This is a genomic window from Aequorivita viscosa (assembly GCF_900106795.1).
GTDB lineage: Bacteria > Bacteroidota > Bacteroidia > Flavobacteriales > Flavobacteriaceae > Aequorivita > Aequorivita viscosa.
This window is the reverse complement of sequence record NZ_FNNS01000029.1, coordinates 1-17,621: the sequence shown is the minus strand read 5'-3', so window position 1 is coordinate 17,621 and position 17,621 is coordinate 1. Positions and strand designations below refer to the sequence as shown.

The following is a 17,621-nucleotide window of genomic DNA, read 5'->3' as shown; positions in this document are numbered from 1 at the left end:
TAGATGCTAGATGCTAGATGCTAGATGCTAGATGCTAGATGCTAGATGCTAGATGCTAGAAAGTTAAAAAAACCGCACTTGTTGCGGTTTTTTTATTGAATTATTTTCAAAAAACTTATCATTACTAGGTTATATGAAGTGCTTCCCTTCAGTCCTGATTCCCTTCAAAGTACTTCACTCAAAAAAACTCATCAAAGCCAACTCATAGCTCTGCAAACCGAAGCCTACAATTACGCCTTTTGCGTGTGGGGCGACGTAGCTTTTATGACGGAATTCTTCTCTTGAAAATGTATTGGAAATATGCACCTCAACCACTGGAGTTGTAATTGCGCGAACAGCATCGCTAATACCAACTGAAGTATGTGTATAAGCAGCGGTGTTTAGAATAATACCATCATAGTCAAAACCAACTTCCTGAAGTTTGTCTATCAATTCGCCTTCTATATTCGATTGGAAATGCCGAAGTTCAACTTCTGGATATTTGTCTTGTAAGTCGGCAAAAAACTCGGTAAAACTCTGGTTTCCGTAAATGTTGTTTTCCCGCTTTCCGAGCAGGTTTAAGTTGGGGCCGTTAATAATGATAATTTTCATATCGTAAAGTAACAAATAAAAAAGCAGGAACCAAAGTCCCTGCTTTTACAAAAAATATTATATGCGTGATTTAGAAAGAATATCCAGCTGAAATTTGGAATACGTTACTTTGCTGTTTAAAGGTATCCGAATCATTAACATTCATAAAACCTTTATTGTATCGTAGACTGAAAAACACTCCCATGTTTAGGCGATAAGAAGCTCCAACACCCAAACCTACATCAAAACTGTTCGTTCCATCCTTTACATCTACGTCATCAGCTTTTGCCGAAACCAAAACTCCAAAGTTTGGCCCTAACTCTGCGCTTAATCCTTCAATAATATAGTATTTAGCTAGTACAGGGATTCTGATATAATCCAATTTTAAATCATAGCTCGAACCAAAGCTGCTAAAATCAGAACCCTCTGAAGAGTACAGTAATTCTGGTTGAATGGCAAATTTTCCTGCTAAAGGTATTTCGGCCAAAACACCAATGTGAAAACTGGTTCTTGCGCCTAAACTTAAGTTTCCTGCGGTATCACCTCCAAGAGAAGCAACATTAATACCAGCCTTTGCTCCTAATCGGACTTCTTGCGCTTGAGTTGTTGAAAACGCGAATACTGCAAATGCAGCAACTAATAATAATTTTTTCATAATTAAAAAGGTTTTAGAAGTTAATTAAAACAAAATAATGGAATACTAATGACATTACCAAATAGATTCTATGTCTGCGGGTAATTGAAACTAGTTATTGTTGATTTGAAATTTGCAATTCATCAATAACGAACAACAATAAAAAAAGCCATCCATAACGGACAGCTTTTTATTTATTATAACACATATTTTAAAAAGAATATCCAACTTTCTATTCCGAAATCAAAATTTTTATAGAAATCTGAGCAACGAACATGAAAAAAGCAGGGCAAAAACCCTGCTTTCTAATATTAAATATGTGTATTGTTATTAGAATGAAAATTCAACTCCTAAGTTTAATGAGCTGAAAGTTGAAGTTGTAGACACACTACCAATTGGTGTTGATACTGTTCTCTTAGAAGATACTCCAGAGTAAGACAATAGTGCGGCTACGGGTCCAAAATTGTAACCAGCCTTAGGTCTGTAGAAAAACCCACCGTCATTTCCATCAGGTGCTAACCCAATACCGTAACCTAAATCTGCTCCAAAGAAGAAATCTTCGATAACGTATCTAGCGGAAGCAGCGATAGGAAGGAACATTGCATCATCTGGTTTAAAGCCATTTACATCTTTCCCCATATAATAAAGGAGACTAGCCTGAGGACCAACTAAGAAAGCTTCATTTATTTCAAAGAAATAGGTAAAGTCCGCGGTAAGTCCAAAAGAGTATGCATCTTTTACATCTCCCATAGGGATTGCAGCGCCCACTCCGGCTTTCATTTGTTGCGCTTGAGTTGTTGAAAACGCGAATACTGCAAATGCAGCAACTAATAATAATTTTTTCATAATTAAAAAGGTTTTAGAAGTTAATTAAAACAAAATAACAAATTATTACCATCACATCCAATTATAACAGATACTTTTTTGTTAATGCTTTGAAACAAGAAAATTCAATTATTACCTATAAAAATTCAATTAAAATCTTTTATCGCTTAAATTTAAACTAATCGATTCCATATTTGTATTGTTTAGCTAAAAAAGCTAAGATTCCTAAACTTGTTCATAAAAAAACCGTCCCAAACTATTATTGAGACGGTGAGGTTATTTAGTTATATAATTCGTTAAAATGTATATCCTGCTGAAATTTGAAACACATTGTTTTGATTCTTTGTATCTCCAGAATCCTTATTGATATTTGACAACCCTAAATTATAACGGGCACCAAAAAACACTCCCATATCTAGTGTGTATGAAGTTCCTAAACCAACCCCTAGATCAAAAGTGTTAAATAAGTCTTTAACGTCCATACTTGCTGTTTCTAAAACTCCTGGTCCTTTCAGCTCAAATTCTGCTTTTGCTGACACTAAAAACCCGAATTGCGGCCCAGCCTCGATGGATAATCCCTGAATTAGGTAATATTTCGCCATTATAGGAATGTTTATGTAATCTGATTTAATTTTTGATTCCACAATAACACCTTCACCAAGAAGCTCCTCTGATCCTTTAGCGCCTTGAGATGAATAAAGCAATTCTGGTTGTACAGAAAATTTTTCGCTTACCGGAATTTCTACTAATCCTCCAATGTGAAAACTAGAACGGGTTTTAGCATCTCCAGCATCATCTCCTCCAATTGAGGCGAGGTTAAGACCTGCTTTAACTCCGAAAAGCGTTTCTTGTGCTTGTGTAGACAGTGTGAATGCCGCAATAATAATAAGTAGTGTTTTTTTCATATTCAAAAATATTTAATTGTTATGTGAAACAAATAAACGACAAAAATTGAAAATACTGAGTTTTAAAATATAGAATTTTATTGCCTGGTTTTCACCAAAAAAACACCGCCCACAACAGACGGTGCTCCGTAAAATATTATGTTCTTAAAATGAATTATAGAAACGAATAACCAAGTGCTACTGAGTATACACTGTTTTTTCCATCACCTCCTTCAATTACATCAGTAAACCCGAAGTTATACCGAGCGTCTACACGAATTCCGAAGGGAAAATCATATCCTGCACCTACAATTCCTGATACATCCGATTTTTCAGCTTTCACTATTTCCCCAAAAACTTTTGAAATATTGTCGTCTACCACAAAACCAAATTGTGGTCCAGCTTGTAGGTTTAAACCGTGAAACAAATAGTATTTTACTACAACGGGAACGTTTACATAGTTAAGGTCAAATTTCCCTAAATCAGTATCAGCACCTTGTTGGGAATATAGAATATCTGCTTGAATTCCAAATTTATCCGAAAACTTCACACCTCCAAATACACCAGCCTGTAAACCTGTTTTGTTTGAAAGACCAGAAGCATCTGAAAGGGTTGAAAAGTTGGCACCTGCCTTAATACCAAGGTCAATACTTTGCGAAAAAGCAGTAGTTCCTACAAATAAAGCAATGGCAGCTATCATTAATTTTTTCATAACAATTTATTTTATTGGTTTAAAATTAGATTACAAAGATACCGAAATCCCTTTCCTAAGAATGTTTTTAGTTATTTGTTAACTAATATTTTTAATAGTAATATAGCAGTATGAACTGGCAACAAGCCCTAAAAGATTATCAAAACTACCTTCGATTGGAGCGGGGACTCTCCGAAAATTCGATTGTTAATTACTCATTAGATATAAAAAAACTAATGAACTGGCTAGATGCCAACAATATAACGCACTCCCCTATTTCTATTTCTGAAGAAAGTCTGCAGCAGTTTATTTATGAAATTGCGAAGCACGTAAACCCTAGAACGCAAAGCCGCATTATTTCGGGTTTAAAGGGGTTTTTTAATTACTTGATATTTGAAGATTACAGAAACACCAATCCTTTAGAACTAATTGAAGCCCCAAGACTGGGCAGGAAACTACCAGACACCCTTGCCTTGGAAGAAATTGATGCTATTATAAACGCCATAGACCTCAGCTCTAAACAAGGGGAACGCAACCGAGCCATTTTGGAAACGTTATACGCCTGTGGCCTACGTGTTTCAGAACTTACCAACCTTAAAATTTCCGATTTATACTTTGATGAAGGATTTATAAAAGTAACTGGAAAGGGCGATAAACAACGCTTGGTGCCGATTGGCTCTTCCACTGAAAAGTATATTAATATTTACAGAAAGGAAGTTCGCATACATCAAAAAATAGATCCAAAAGCCAAGGACACGCTTTTCTTAAACCAACACGGCAGACAACTCACCCGCGCTATGATTTTCACCATTGTAAAACGCCTGACAGAAAAAGCAGGAATTCGGAAAACTATTAGTCCGCATACCTTCAGACATTCCTTCGCCACGCATCTACTCGAAAACGGAGCCGACCTCCGCGCCATTCAACAAATGCTAGGTCACGAAAGCATCACCACCACCGAAGTTTATACACATATAGACCGGAAGCACTTAACCGAAGTGATTAATAAGTTTCATCCTTATAAATAAGTTGAAGACGATTGGGGATTTTAGATTGCGGATTTTCGATTAACGATTTTTGATTGGGGAGTGAACGTAGGCTAAATCTTATCCTCCCAAACTTTACGGCCGAGTAAACTGAAACTTCGGATTTCCATTTTTATCATACAATCCCCAATGTGGACCAACGCCTTTTGGTTCGTTTACTTTCCAAGCTTCATCAAACATAGAAAACCAGAAGGTATTGTAGGCTTGATTTAAAAAGTTATCTCCATTTATCCATTTAAGCGTAACTTCATAATTGATTTTTGCATTTGCCACATTTTCGCGACTTGTAGGTGTAGCGGCACCATCGTTGGTAGCTGTTGGCCAACCTATTTCACCAATTATAACCCCAAGTCCGAAGTCTTCTGCTTGCTTCATTCCGTTGTTATAGGACCATTGCATATTACCGTCGATATTCCCTGGCTGTGCTTCGCCGTAATACGGATAAATATTCAACAGAATTACACGATTTTCTTGAGTGTTAAGCTCTTTACACTTATTTAAAATTGGCTGTGAACTGCTAACTCCCGTGCCTGTAATACAAGAGGTAATGGTTACATCAGGCAAGTCTTGTAGTTTACTCCGAGCATAATCCATATAGCCTGCCACCTTATCAGGGCTAATTCCAGCCAGATCAGTTTCGTTACCAATCACTAAAGCCGAAACGGTTTGAGGGAAGCGTCTTATCTCGGTAGCAGCCTTATCAATATCTGCTTTGGTCTGTGCATCACTACCAATATGAATTCCTAGGACTACTTCCAGGCCAAGCGGGGTTGCTACTTCCACAACCTGCTCCATCCCGTCTGCCACCGTATAGGTTCGGAAAAACGAAAAGTTTTCGGCAATAAGCGCAAGATCATTCTGTATCTGCCCCTTTGCAATATGAGTCCCTGGTGCTTGTCCATTATTATGAAATGGCCCATAACATACCCCAAGGTGCTTTTCTGAATCAATAATATCATTTTTAGCAGCTAAAACTGCGGGGTCGTCTGGCGTACTGTCATCGTTTGAAGAACATGAAAAAGTCAAAAGCAAAATTGTAGCTAAGGACATTTTAGCGGTAAATCGAATGAAGTTTTTCATAATATATAGTTTTAAGATTATTGGAACTTGTTCAATTAAATGCACTAATAATATGCATAGAACCGTCCACTAATACTTTATCAATGAACAAATTGCGTTTTATAGAAAAAGCTTATATTCAAAAATATTACATTTTCACCACCTTGCTTCATTATAAATCCTAATTTTTTCACTCTACGTAGGTCTACGTATTAAACGTCGAATATGGTATGATTAATACCGCATTTTAAACAATTCTAACCTTGACCTCATTCATTAAAACACTCTAAAACAGCCTCATAAACCCTACTGCTGTTTTCTTATTCGTTTATTAACCTTAAAGGAACTATACTAACTTATTTACACCTCCTTAACATTTTTAAGTATATTTACATCTTAGTAACGTAGAAATACCAACAAGTTTCAGCATAAAATGGAAATCACACATACTTTTACTAACGGAAGAGACGTCGTTCATCCAAAAGGAAGAATAGACACCCTAACAAGTCCTGAACTTGAAGCAGCATTACAGCCCTTGCTTGAAAAAGAGCAGGTTCAAATCACGTTAGACTTTCAAGACGTCAGTTATATATCGAGTGCTGGCTTGCGAATTCTGGTTAAAACCTCACAAAACGCCAAAGCAAAAAATGGCGAAGTAGCCTTGACAAACCTCAACGAAAGTGTAGTTCAAGTTTTAGAAATCACAGGATTTCAATCGTTTTTCAAAATACATTAATTCCTTTTTATGAGAACTCTTCATATAGCATCACGTTCTCAATGGGAAGTTGCTTTAGGCCAGTTGGAAGCTTGGTTTATAAGCAATGAAATTGATGCAGCTATTCAAAGTAAGCTGTTTATAGCCTTTGATGAGATAGTTTCAAATATTTTCAATCACAATTCCCAAGAAATTCCAATAGAAATAGAAGTGACCTGTGAGAAAAAGCCAACGCTAATTTCTTTGAACTTTACGGATAATTGCAAGTTGTTTAATCCTTTAAATAGCAATAAAAAAGAATCTGACGCCATTGGAGGTTGGGGACTGGACATTGTTAAACAACTTATGGACGACATTGAATACAAGGTCGTTGACAATAAAAATTGCTTGACAGTTAAAAAACAAATTCTGTGAGTTTAAGAAGCAAGCTAATACTGTTTATATCCATTGGAGTGATTGCCATTTATTTGGCACTCTTTGGGTGGATTCAGAATTATTATAAAGACCAGCTCATTAAAGAAGGCATCTTTGAAATGGTGTTGACAGGAAAGTTCCTAAAATCGGAAATTCAAAACAAAACGATAAAGGTTGAAGAAACGGTTCAGAATGTGGCACACACCATTGAAGGTTTATCGCCCACAGATATTGAAATTCTATCTATTCTTAAACAAACTATAATCTACAATCCTGGAGAAACCTACGGCATGACCATGGCCTACCTTCCAGAAATAAAAAGACACTCCCCTTATTTCTACATGAAAAATGACAGTATCTACTACAAAGATCTGGCGGAAATTGATGGATATAATTATGAAGAAACTGATTGGTTTAAAGGCGCCATTACCAATAAACAAAGAGGTTGGACTAATGATCCTTATACAGATGTTGGTGGTGGCGAAGATAAAATGATTACCTACCACGATTATATCCATAACCCAGAAGGAGACCTGATGGCGGTTTTGACTGGCGACCTAACCTTAAGTTTTATATCTGAAATATTGACTTCGGAGTTTGTAACTAAATTCCCTTATAACAAATGGATTTCACGAGGTAACGTGCTTATTCTTTCTGAAACTAATAGCAGCCAAAACACCATTAGCTTTGATGAAAAGATTTTAAACGCTGCAAAAGAAGTTTCGCATATAAATTTGGAATCGGCTATGAGCCTGCATGAAACCAAATGGAAAGGTGAAAACATCTACTTGCTTTCGCTTCCATTAGATTTCAGCAACTGGGATTTGCAAATAGCCTTCAAAAAAGCAGACATTCTGCATTCATACCAAAAAACGATTCGGGTATTACAACTCTTTTTCTCACTAGGGCTGCTAATACTTATCATCGTTACAGCCTGGATAACCAACCGAGCTATTAAACCTATTATGCATTTAAGTGAGAGTATTTCTAAAATGGGTGATGGCAAACTCGATTACAAAGTGCCATACAGCAATAGGAAAGACGAGGTTGGTGTTCTTGCCACTGCTTTTGAAAATATGCAGATTAACCTCAAGAAATACATAAATGACTTAAAAATTAGTACAAGCAAACAAGCGCGTATTCACAACGAACTAGAAGTAGGTCACGATATTCAAAAAGCCTTGCTTCCTTCGCCAGAGGAGTTAAAACACATAACTGCTGTTTCGATTGGCAGTTATATGAAACCCGCCACAGAAGTTGGTGGCGATATTTACGATTACTTTGAACTCCCCGATGGCAATATCTGCTTCGTAGTAGGCGATGTTTCAGGAAAAGGGATTCCCGCTTCCCTCCTAATGGCGAGTGTTCGATCGTCAATCAGAGCTTTGGCGACCAACGGAAAATCTCCTTCCGAAATCCTGACGTATGTCAACAACGACCTGGCTGAAAAGAATAAAACCTTTCACTTTATCACGCTAATTTGTGGCGTTACCGACTTCGCAAATCAACAATTTGCCTTTTGTAATGCTGGACACGAACGGCCATTTCTTCTACAAGAGGGAAAAACTCCAGAAGAAATAGTTACCACGCCACAAACAGCTTTGGGGATTTCACCCAATTTTAAATACAAGAATCAACTGCTATCTTTTGAAAAGAACACAACCCTTTTCTTATACAGCGATGGCGTTACCGATGCTTTAAACGAAGTGGAAGTTTCATTTGGTAAAACACAATTAATCCAAGTGCTTTCGCGTCAAAATAATGCTGAAACAGTGGTAAGTGATTGTGTTGCTGCACTTGAGAATCACACTTTGCAAGCTGAAGCTTTTGACGATATAACCATATTAGCCATACAATTTAAAACCTGATAAAAATGAACGACGCTACTATCAGTTTAAAACTTCCGAATGATGTTCGTTTCATTCCCCTAACCAACCAATTTATTGCTGAATACGCGCGTCTTGTAGGTTTTAGCGACGTGGCTATTTCTCAAATTGAAATGGCTTCGGAAGAAGGAATGTCGAACGTTATTAAACACGCATTTCACCAAAATGAAAAAGCACATTTCGACATTCATCTTGAAAAAAACACCACAGGGTTATCGATAAGAATCTGCGATCAAGGCCTTCCCTTTGATCCTGATACAATTCATTTTAATAAAGACACCCTTGAAGGCTTCGGCAGTTTCGTGATGTCAAAATTGATGGATAAAATCCAGTACCGAAATCTCGGAAAAGAAGGAAAAGAACTGAGCCTCACTAAGTATTTTGAAGAGCAACAAATAGAAACCTCACCTCCTACCGACGAAGTTGAAAACAATATCGTAAAAGAGCACACCTACACGTTTAGACCTTTTGAGCCAAAAGATGCTATTGAAGTGGTTCGATGCGCCTACGAATCGTATGGGTATACCTACGTTTACGAACATATTTACTATCCAGAACGCGTAAAAGCACTGAACGAAAGTGGCGATTTAATTTCGTTTGTAGCCGAAGCAGATGACGGCGTAGTCTGCGGACATATGGCATTGGTAAAAGTAGATGGTTACGATAGTTTATACGAATTAGGGCTGGCAATGACCAAACAGCAATATCGCGGTGGAAACATCTTTACGCAATTGCTAAATATGCTTTATGCCGAAATCGAAAAGAGAAAAATCCACGCAGTATTTGGCCAATGTGTAACCACGCATACCTATTCACAAAGAGGTCCAATAAAAACGGGAATGTTGCCTTCTGCGCTCCTTCCTGCCTATGTGCCAAATGATCTTTCTTTTAAAAACATATCAGAAGCTGGACAACAACGGTCGGCAGTGTTAATTGTCAATCGCATTTTTGTGCAACGGGAAAAATGCAATGCGTATCTACCCGAAAAATATCGAACGTTTTCTGAAAACATCTTTAAGGAAGTACAAGCTCAACGCGATATAATTACCAAGGTTGACTTCAAGCCGAAAGAGATGTGTCAAGCAAATCTTACCGTTAATGCAAATCTGAAAATGGCGAAAATTGACTTCCATTCTTTTGGAGCCGATTTTAATCAGGTTCTGAAAAACATGATTCACCAACTCAAAAAAGAAAATATAGCGATGGCAGAAGCCTTTGTCAATATTAGCAATACCGACGCGATTGCCATTATTGAAGCTGCAGAATTATTAGGCTTCCGATTTTCTGGTTTAATGGTGGGTTCTCCAACGGGAGATATCGCGATTCTACAATTCCTTAACGGAATATTACCCAACACTGAAAAAATTCAAGTGGTGGAACAAGGGATGCCTTTGTTATCATTTATAGAACAACAATTTGACTAAAACACCAATCAATGGATACTTACTATTACAAACATCTTTGGCAAAATCAACTCATTAAAGAAGCGGATTTAGAACAGCGAATTGAAGAACTCTCTACGGTGCTTTCTAAAGATTTACACCTTAGGTTAGACACGATTATCTTAACCGACGCTTGCACCAAACTGGTTGCAAAAATAAAGAAAGGCACCCTTCCACATCTTGAAAAAGCTTTGGTAGATGTTTGCCACAACCCCGAAATGGCACAAAACCTCATCACAGGTGTCTGTGAGTTTTTACGCCGAGAAAATATAATGATGCGCCTTAAAAGTGATTTAGGCAGCTACAATCCATTCGACTTACACCGCACGGACTTCAGCAAACCTATTTATGAAGCCTGGAAACCGCTAGGAGTTCAAATACACATTGTCCCCGGTAATGCACTTCAGGTTGGGGTGTTGAGTATGCTAGAAGGCTTGATGGCAGGCAACATCAACATCTTGAAAAATACTTCCCGAAATGGAAATTTCGCGCAGCTGTTTATGAAGGAATTGATTGAATGCGACGCCACTGGCATTTTAAAACATTTTATCTACCTGTTTGAAATTTCTTCAAAACAAGAAGATTTAATTCAGAAGTTAATCAATCAAGCCGATTTGGTAACAGTTTGGGGAGGTGAAGAAGCAGTGAAATCTGTTCGTAATATGTGTCCTCCGGGAGTACGCGTTGTGGATTGGGGACATAAAATCAGCTTTGCCTATTTCGCAGAAAAACTAATCGACGATAAAACTTCTATCGATGCTTTAGCCGAAGATATCTGCCGAAGGAATCAACAAGCGTGTACAAGTCCGCAATGTGTTTTAGTCGAAACGGACGATATGAAGGCTTTGGATAAATTTGGAGCTGCCTTGAATCAAAGTTTAGCGAAAGTCTCGCCACTTTTTCCACTACAAGAACATTCACAACAAGAAAAAGCTGAAATCACTACAACTACGCACCTTCAGAAGTTAGAAGCTTCTATGGGTAATGGGAAAGTGATTGAAGCTGAGGATTACACTTTCAGAATATTAATCGACTACAGAAGCGGCCTGCAACCATCCCCTTTATACAGAACTATTTGGGTGAAGCCAATTCAGCGTAAAGAAATTATCCCAGTACTTCGACCTTTCAATTTGTATTTACAAACCTGTGGCTTGGCAGCAAATGATAAAACTGACATCTACGAACTCACAGAAGAATTGCTAAAAGCAGGACTTCAAAGAATCACGCCAATTGGCCAGCAACACGCTTCGTATGTAGGCGAGCCGCACGATGCTGTTTACGCACTGCAACGCTACACAAAACGAGTTTCTGTCCGTATGCCAGCAGAAAAACTTGAAGGTGTTCCTAGCTTCTCCTATCTCGACCCCGACAACGGGCAAAGAGATTTGAGCATCTACCCTATTACCGACAAAACGAAACGTAATGAGGAAGTAAACCCGTTTGCGAAATTATATCTAAAAAGCGGCGGCAGCAGCGGACAAACAAAAGTCTCTGGTTACTCCTGGGAAGATTGGGATTCGCAGATAAGTATGGTAACCGATGCCTTTATGATTTCGGGTGTTGGCCCAGATAATCGTTGCGCCATTTTATACTCCGCAGGAAATCTTTACGGCGGCTTCATTTCACATCAAAAAGCCTTGGAAAAACTAAATACAACCGTGTTGAGTATTTCTTCAAACCTCGATACTAAAACCATTGCAGAAACTCTTGTGCAATTGCAAGCAGATGTTGTTTTGGGAATGCCTTCTTTCCTAAGAAAACTTTTTCGGGAAGAATACGATACTTTGAAAGCATATAAAGGCTTCAAAAAGCTAGTGTACGGCGGGGAGTTGATGACGGAAGAGCAAAAGAAATGGTTTACAACCGAATTTGGTTTCGAAGAAATTCTTTCTCCAGTTTATGCCAGCAACGATGCATTGATGAATGGTTATGCCTGTAAATTCTGCAACAATGGCGAATTTCACGTGCCGACGAAAGTGATAGATCTTGAAATCTTAAAATTAGAATCGCAAGAACCTGTTGGCGAGAATGAAGTAGGAAGAATTCTGATTACCAAAAAGAGCATCAAAGACCCTACGTTAAATAGATACGAAATTGGTGATTTAGGAAAATGGGTTCACGAACCTTGCGGCTGTGGGCATACTTCGCCTAAATTCAAATTAATGGGCCGTCATGGTGACATTGTGCGATGTGGTGCTAAGTTTATCAACTTTAGAGAAATCTGTGATTTGATACTTAAAAACACTTCTTATACAGATGACATACAGATGGTTCTTGACAATACAACCACAGAAGCAGATCATATTACCTTACGCCTTTTAGAATCTGCAAAAGGTCAAGAGGATGCTATCATTGAAATGCTCCGTAACAACATAAAGGACTTGAAATTATCATTAGATGCGCATCACGTTACCTTGGAAATTGCAACTTTACCCATCTCAGAATTTGATATTGCCAAAGCGAGTGGAAAAGTAAGACCGATTATCGACAACCGAATTGCCCTATAAAAAACCGAAACCATGTTTACACCACAAATAAAAAATATCACCCCTGCTCCCGATCAAATGAAGCATATTTGGGAACTCCTTCAAGAGTATCCGTATACAAGTCACGCTAAAGCTGATGAGTTGTACATAAAAGCTATTAAGGAAATAATTCGGTTTCACGAAGAAAGGAATCCTTTTTACAAACAGCTTTTAGCGTATAACAATTTTGATATCGACCAACTCAACTCCATTGACGACTTGGCTAAAATCCCTTTTATTCACGCAAACTTCTTCAAAACCCACGTTGTAAAAACCGCCAAAGAAGAAGATATCGCCATGCACGTTACTTCCTCAGGAACTACCGGCCAGAAGTCGCAACACTTTCTCGATAAGTGGACGGTTGAGGTGATGCACTATATCTCGGATGTAAGTCAGCAGGCAAATGGTTATATCAGCGATCAACCTTGTAATTATCTGGTGTTCAATTTTGAACCTTATGTTGGTTTTAAAACAGGAACGGCTACCACAAATCAAATTATGATGCAATACGCGCCCAAAGTTCACGTAAATTATGCCTTGCGTTATAACGGTCAAAAAGGACACGATTTTGATAGTTTCGGAGTGGTTGAAAAACTCATCGAATACCAAAAAGAAGGACTTCCGGTAAGAATGTTAGGCTTTGCGGCTTTCTTAAACTTCAGTATCGACAAACTAAAAGATATGGGATTCGATAAGCTCACGCTTCACCCAGATTCTAGATGCTTGTTTGGCGGTGGTTGGAAAGGCCACGCCGATAAAGAAATTCCGAAAGCAGCATTTTATCAGAAGATTCACGAGTTTTTCGGGATTCCGTTGGAAAACATTCGGGACAAATACGGATCTGTGGAGCACCCTATTTCCTATGTAGAATGTGAACATCACCACTTACACCTTCCTACTTACGAACGTGTTATCATTCGCGATGTTGAAACTTTGGAGCCTCTTGGGTATGGAAAACCCGGATTTGCACAATTAATTTCACCCGTGATCACTTCTATGCCTTCCCATTCTATTTTAATGGGCGATATGGCGGTCCTTAACCCAGGGGAATTCTGTCCGTGTGAACACGAAACACCTTATTTTGAAATTAAAGGACGCGCAGGAACATCCAAAAATAAGTCTTGCGCCATTGCTGCTTCCGAAATGCTTCAAAGAAAATAACCTATGTCCCAACACGTACTCATAGCTTTCCCAGATTTTAGAAAGCTCTTTATAGGAAGGCTTATTAGCTGTGTAGGAGATAAGTTTTTCACTATTGCAATCGCGTGGTGGGTGCTAATCACATTTCCAGACGACGGGAAAATGAAGCTCGCTTTACTAATGGCTTTCAACGTAGTTCCCGTTGTCATCTTCGGCCCTATGATGGGAACGCTGACAGATAGATGGAATAAAAAACACGCCATGATTGCAGCCGATGTTGTCCGGGGCGTACTTTTATTTCTTCTCGCCTATATGATGTATAGCGACAACATCAATATGCCGATTATTTATCTCATTTCATTCTTATTGGCAATGATGGGCCCTTTATTCGACACTGCGACCCAATCTTCCATTTCCATCCTTACCGATGCTAAAAACACCCCAGCAGCAGTTTCTATGAACAGTTCTGTAACACAAGTCGCAGCGGTTGTTGGGGCTTTGATTGGCGGTGCGTTAATTCATTGGTCGGGCGTTACGGGAGCCATCCTTTTTAATGCGTGTGCCTATATGTTATCGCTAGTTTTTATTTTCGGCATAAAAACCCCATTAATTTCTACAGCTCAAAGAGAGTCTTTCATAAAACAGTTTAAAGAAGGCTTTCAATATTTAGTGAAATATCCCGCGATTTATAGCCTGCTAATTAGTTTTGCGGCACTAAACCTTTTCTTCGCGCCTATTACCCTATTCATTCCAATAATGACACGAGACGTGCTTATGGCAGAAGCGAATGTCTTGGCAATGCTTGAAGCGTCGTTGGCAGGAGGCGCTGTCTTGTTGACAATCTATCTCAGCTTTGTAAACAACACCAAATCCATTTATCCCAAACTAGGAATAAGCTCGGTAATTATGGGTATTTCGCTTATTGGAATAGCGATGACCACAAGCCTAGTTTTGATTATGCTATATTTATTCATCATCGGAATGGCACTGGCTTATACCAATGCGACTTCAATGGCGCTTTTCCAAAAAGAAGTGCCCCAAGCAATCAAAGGAAGGTTTTTTGCAGTGCTATTTACCGTAGCTTTTGCCGTAATGCCTTTTAGTTATATGCTTGTCGGTATTGTATTACAACATATTTCTGTGCAAATGGCAATCGGTATTTGTGGCGTAGCAGTAGCGATATTGGCCGGAGTATTGGTTTTAATTCCGCGTATAGACATACAGAATAATATAGAAGATATAACCCCAAGCAAGGAAACCTAAAAGTAGCATCCCTTTCTAGATTGCATAGCTACATTGTTCTAATTTTTTTAGGTATTTCGAAGTGGTGATTATAAGTTTTGGGAAAAATTGTTATAAAATGTTAGGTGAATACGGTTTTCCGTAATAAATTCAATTATATTTTAATTAAGTTTGAATTCGCTAGTGTTATGATTTTTTACATGGGTTTCGTTTATATGTGATATAAACGGAATGGTTTGTTGTGATGCTTCCCATATCCACATGTTGTGTGTAATGTAAAAATCACACTCTGAATTGAATACACATTAAAAAAAGAAAATATTTAAAAAAAAATATAATAAATCGAGTTATAAACTTGTTATTTAATATAACGTAAAATTAAATATTAACTTAATCTCAATCAAAATGAAGAAAAATCTTTCAAAAATTTTTATTCTATCATCAATTCTTACAACACTCGGATTTATAATGGATGGTGATCCAAAAGAACCAAGTATATTAATGAGGTTTGTTGAATTTTTTGCAATGATTGGAACAATATTCTTATTATTTTCTTTAGTATATTTTATTACTACGTTTACTTATAGAAAAATAGTGAGCTGAAAAGTGTTCTGCAATTTAATAATGTCTGTTTCATTATTTGAAAAAAAATTAAAAAGTTACAATTTGTGCTTTTTTATGATAAAAGAATAATGCTAAACGGACATTAATTTTAAATTTGATTAAACTAAATTGGAAATTTGATTTTTAAACATAAATATATCGAATAAAAAACACTACACACAACACCGTATATAGCTCACAACTAATTAGTTGCTCAATCGAAGTTAAGGCATATTTGCAAGACCGCCAAATTTTTTAATTTGGCTTATTGAGAAAAAAGGTAATAAGAAAATTAAAAAATTCGGCTCTTGCTTAACCGAAAAATAATCGCTGATTTGCACGCTACGAGCCATATACAAGACCGTTGTGCTTCACACTAAAGAAAATTCCGTCTTCAAAAAAACCATCCGATTAAAATCGAGATTGTAACTAATTCGTTACATTTGTAATATGAGAGAAATCGATATCACGGAAGAATGTCTGGAATTTATAGACAGTCAAGGCGAAAGAGTTTCGCTTAAATTCTTCCAACTCATTGAAGTTATTGGAGTGGTAAAAGTTGTAAACACCAACTTCCTTAAAAAACTGCAATCGACACAATTCTATGAATTACGGATTAAAGCAGTACTTTAGCCCCTTAATAGTTCGGAGTGATATTTTAAATTTCAAAACTAATATATTTGAGATATGAAATACAAGAAATGGACTTTAAAGGAGAAGCTAGAAATACTCTCTACATCAGAAGAAATGGGTGTCGTGGAGACCTGTCGTAAGTATAGCGTTAGTACTGGTACTTTTTATAGTTGGAAGAAGAAGTTTGAGCATAAGGGAGAAGCCGGCTTAAAGGTTACTTATGATACTAAGAGCAAGGAGCTTAAAGAGGCAGAGGAAGAAAATCGTGTATTGCGAAAATTGCTTAGTGATAGGGAGATCGAACTAGAGGTACAGCGAGAGCTCTTAAAAAAAAAGTTTGGGACGTCCGATCCAAGAAAGATTTAGTAGATATCACTTGCAGGAAGCATAAGTGTAGTAAAGCCAAGATTATAAAAATGGTTGGCATTGTACCGAGTAGCTATTACAGAGTAACAAGCAACGGAAAAAAGGGAAATAAGCCATCTAAAGAGACCTTTCATAACACAGAAGGATTTGTTTCCCAAGATGCAGTTATAGCTTCGGTAAAGAAGATTTTAGAGCACGAATTTATAGACTGTGGATACCGATTAATGACTAGTTATTTGATTAGAGATGGTTATAGGATCAACCACAAGAAGCTATACAGGATTATGAAGGAAGCAGGTTTATTAAAGCTTGATAACAGAATAGACAGAAGTGGTTCTGGGCGTAAGTTTGTAAAGTTTAGAAAAGTGCATACCACTAGGCCATTAGAGTGCTTAGAGATGGATATAAAGATGGTGTGGGTACCAAGTGTAGGTAAGAATGCTTATTTGCTCTCTATCATTGACGTTCACACACGTAGAATATTAAAAGACTATTTCTCTTTTAATATTAAACAAAACAATGTAATAGTACTATTATCTGAATTGTTTGAGGACTATGAATATCCTGGCAATGTGGTTGTTAGAAGTGACAATGGAAGCCAATTTATAGCAAAAAGGGTGCGTGAATATTTAGGGCTGATTGGAGTAAAGCAAGAGTTTACGCACATTGCAACACCAGAGGAGAATGCACATATTGAAGCCTATCACGGAATATTAAAAAAAGAAGTCTTTAGAAGGTTCGATTATCAATACTTTGGCGAAATAGAGCGAATACTAAACCGTTACGTGAAATTTTATAACAATAGAAGGCTTCACGGCCTGTTGGGGCGCATAACGCCGATGGAAAAATGGAATGCAGATAAGCATCTTATTATAATGAAAAAATTAACCGCTTAATTAATAATCGAAATTTAAAAGATTACTCTTGTTTTATAGGGGTCAAAACA

The 17,621-nt window shown here is 37.5% G+C and carries 17 protein-coding genes; 11 read left to right on the top strand and 6 right to left on the bottom strand.

Annotation, left to right across the window (positions count from 1 at the left end):
• Positions 1-174: 174 nt before the first annotated feature.
• The 5 genes from aroQ to BLW28_RS13875 form a co-directional block, all read right to left on the bottom strand.
• The gene (aroQ, locus tag BLW28_RS13895; RefSeq protein WP_073221436.1) at positions 175-591 is read right to left on the bottom strand and encodes a type II 3-dehydroquinate dehydratase; all 417 of its coding nucleotides are present in this window, start codon (positions 589-591) and stop codon (positions 175-177) included.
• A gap of 70 nt (positions 592-661) precedes the next feature.
• Positions 662-1,225: a porin family protein gene (locus BLW28_RS13890; RefSeq protein WP_073221433.1), complete on the bottom strand. Its 564-nt coding sequence runs from the start codon at positions 1,223-1,225 to the stop codon at positions 662-664.
• Positions 1,226-1,534: 309 nt separating this feature from the next.
• Positions 1,535-2,050 (bottom strand): hypothetical protein, encoded by a 516-nt coding sequence (locus BLW28_RS13885; RefSeq protein WP_073221430.1) that lies wholly within the window; start codon positions 2,048-2,050, stop codon positions 1,535-1,537.
• Between the two features lie 275 nt (positions 2,051-2,325).
• The gene (locus tag BLW28_RS13880; RefSeq protein ID WP_073221426.1) at positions 2,326-2,934 is read right to left on the bottom strand and encodes a porin family protein; all 609 of its coding nucleotides are present in this window, start codon (positions 2,932-2,934) and stop codon (positions 2,326-2,328) included.
• Positions 2,935-3,088: 154 nt separating this feature from the next.
• On the bottom strand, positions 3,089-3,625 hold the full coding sequence (locus BLW28_RS13875; RefSeq protein WP_073221423.1) for a porin family protein: 537 nt from the start codon (positions 3,623-3,625) through the stop codon (positions 3,089-3,091).
• A 110-nt stretch (positions 3,626-3,735) separates the two neighbouring features.
• Here BLW28_RS13875 and xerD point away from each other — a divergent pair, with 110 nt between their 5' ends.
• The gene (gene xerD / locus BLW28_RS13870; protein ID WP_073221421.1) at positions 3,736-4,632 is read left to right on the top strand and encodes a site-specific tyrosine recombinase XerD; all 897 of its coding nucleotides are present in this window, start codon (positions 3,736-3,738) and stop codon (positions 4,630-4,632) included.
• 93 nt (positions 4,633-4,725) lie between these two features.
• On the opposite strand, the gene BLW28_RS13865 is transcribed toward xerD, so the two are convergent.
• Positions 4,726-5,730, bottom strand: a complete 1,005-nt coding sequence (locus BLW28_RS13865) for a glycosyl hydrolase family 17 protein (protein WP_073221418.1) — start codon at positions 5,728-5,730, stop codon at positions 4,726-4,728.
• A gap of 412 nt (positions 5,731-6,142) precedes the next feature.
• Here BLW28_RS13865 and BLW28_RS13860 point away from each other — a divergent pair, with 412 nt between their 5' ends.
• The 10 genes from BLW28_RS13860 (at position 6,143) to BLW28_RS13810 (ending at position 17,571) form a co-directional block, all read left to right on the top strand.
• Positions 6,143-6,445 carry an STAS domain-containing protein gene (locus tag BLW28_RS13860; protein ID WP_073221416.1) on the top strand — a complete coding sequence of 101 codons (303 nt, stop codon included), beginning with the start codon at positions 6,143-6,145 and terminating at the stop codon, positions 6,443-6,445.
• A gap of 9 nt (positions 6,446-6,454) precedes the next feature.
• Positions 6,455-6,838, top strand: a complete 384-nt coding sequence (locus tag BLW28_RS13855; protein WP_073221413.1) for an ATP-binding protein — start codon at positions 6,455-6,457, stop codon at positions 6,836-6,838.
• On the top strand, positions 6,835-8,706 hold the full coding sequence (locus BLW28_RS13850) for a SpoIIE family protein phosphatase (protein ID WP_143036895.1): 1,872 nt from the start codon (positions 6,835-6,837) through the stop codon (positions 8,704-8,706). Before BLW28_RS13855 ends, BLW28_RS13850 begins: the two co-directional genes overlap by 4 nt.
• 5 nt (positions 8,707-8,711) lie before the next feature.
• Positions 8,712-10,148, top strand: a complete 1,437-nt coding sequence (locus BLW28_RS13845) for an ATP-binding protein (protein WP_073221408.1) — start codon at positions 8,712-8,714, stop codon at positions 10,146-10,148.
• Positions 10,149-10,159: 11 nt separating this feature from the next.
• Positions 10,160-12,673, top strand: a complete 2,514-nt coding sequence (locus BLW28_RS13840) for an acyl-CoA reductase (protein WP_073221405.1) — start codon at positions 10,160-10,162, stop codon at positions 12,671-12,673.
• A 12-nt stretch (positions 12,674-12,685) separates the two neighbouring features.
• Entirely contained in the window at positions 12,686-13,852 is a 1,167-nt protein-coding gene (locus tag BLW28_RS13835; RefSeq protein ID WP_083540836.1) for a LuxE/PaaK family acyltransferase, read from the top strand.
• A gap of 3 nt (positions 13,853-13,855) precedes the next feature.
• Positions 13,856-15,094 (top strand): MFS transporter, encoded by a 1,239-nt coding sequence (locus BLW28_RS13830; protein ID WP_073221402.1) that lies wholly within the window; start codon positions 13,856-13,858, stop codon positions 15,092-15,094.
• A gap of 1,032 nt (positions 15,095-16,126) precedes the next feature.
• Positions 16,127-16,309 carry a hypothetical protein gene (locus tag BLW28_RS13820; protein WP_073221395.1) on the top strand — a complete coding sequence of 61 codons (183 nt, stop codon included), beginning with the start codon at positions 16,127-16,129 and terminating at the stop codon, positions 16,307-16,309.
• A gap of 54 nt (positions 16,310-16,363) precedes the next feature.
• Positions 16,364-16,675, top strand: a complete 312-nt coding sequence (locus BLW28_RS13815) for a transposase (RefSeq protein WP_073214564.1) — start codon at positions 16,364-16,366, stop codon at positions 16,673-16,675.
• A gap of 5 nt (positions 16,676-16,680) precedes the next feature.
• Positions 16,681-17,571: an IS3 family transposase gene (locus tag BLW28_RS13810; RefSeq protein ID WP_143036832.1), complete on the top strand. Its 891-nt coding sequence runs from the start codon at positions 16,681-16,683 to the stop codon at positions 17,569-17,571.
• The last annotated feature ends 50 nt before the right edge of the window (positions 17,572-17,621 follow it).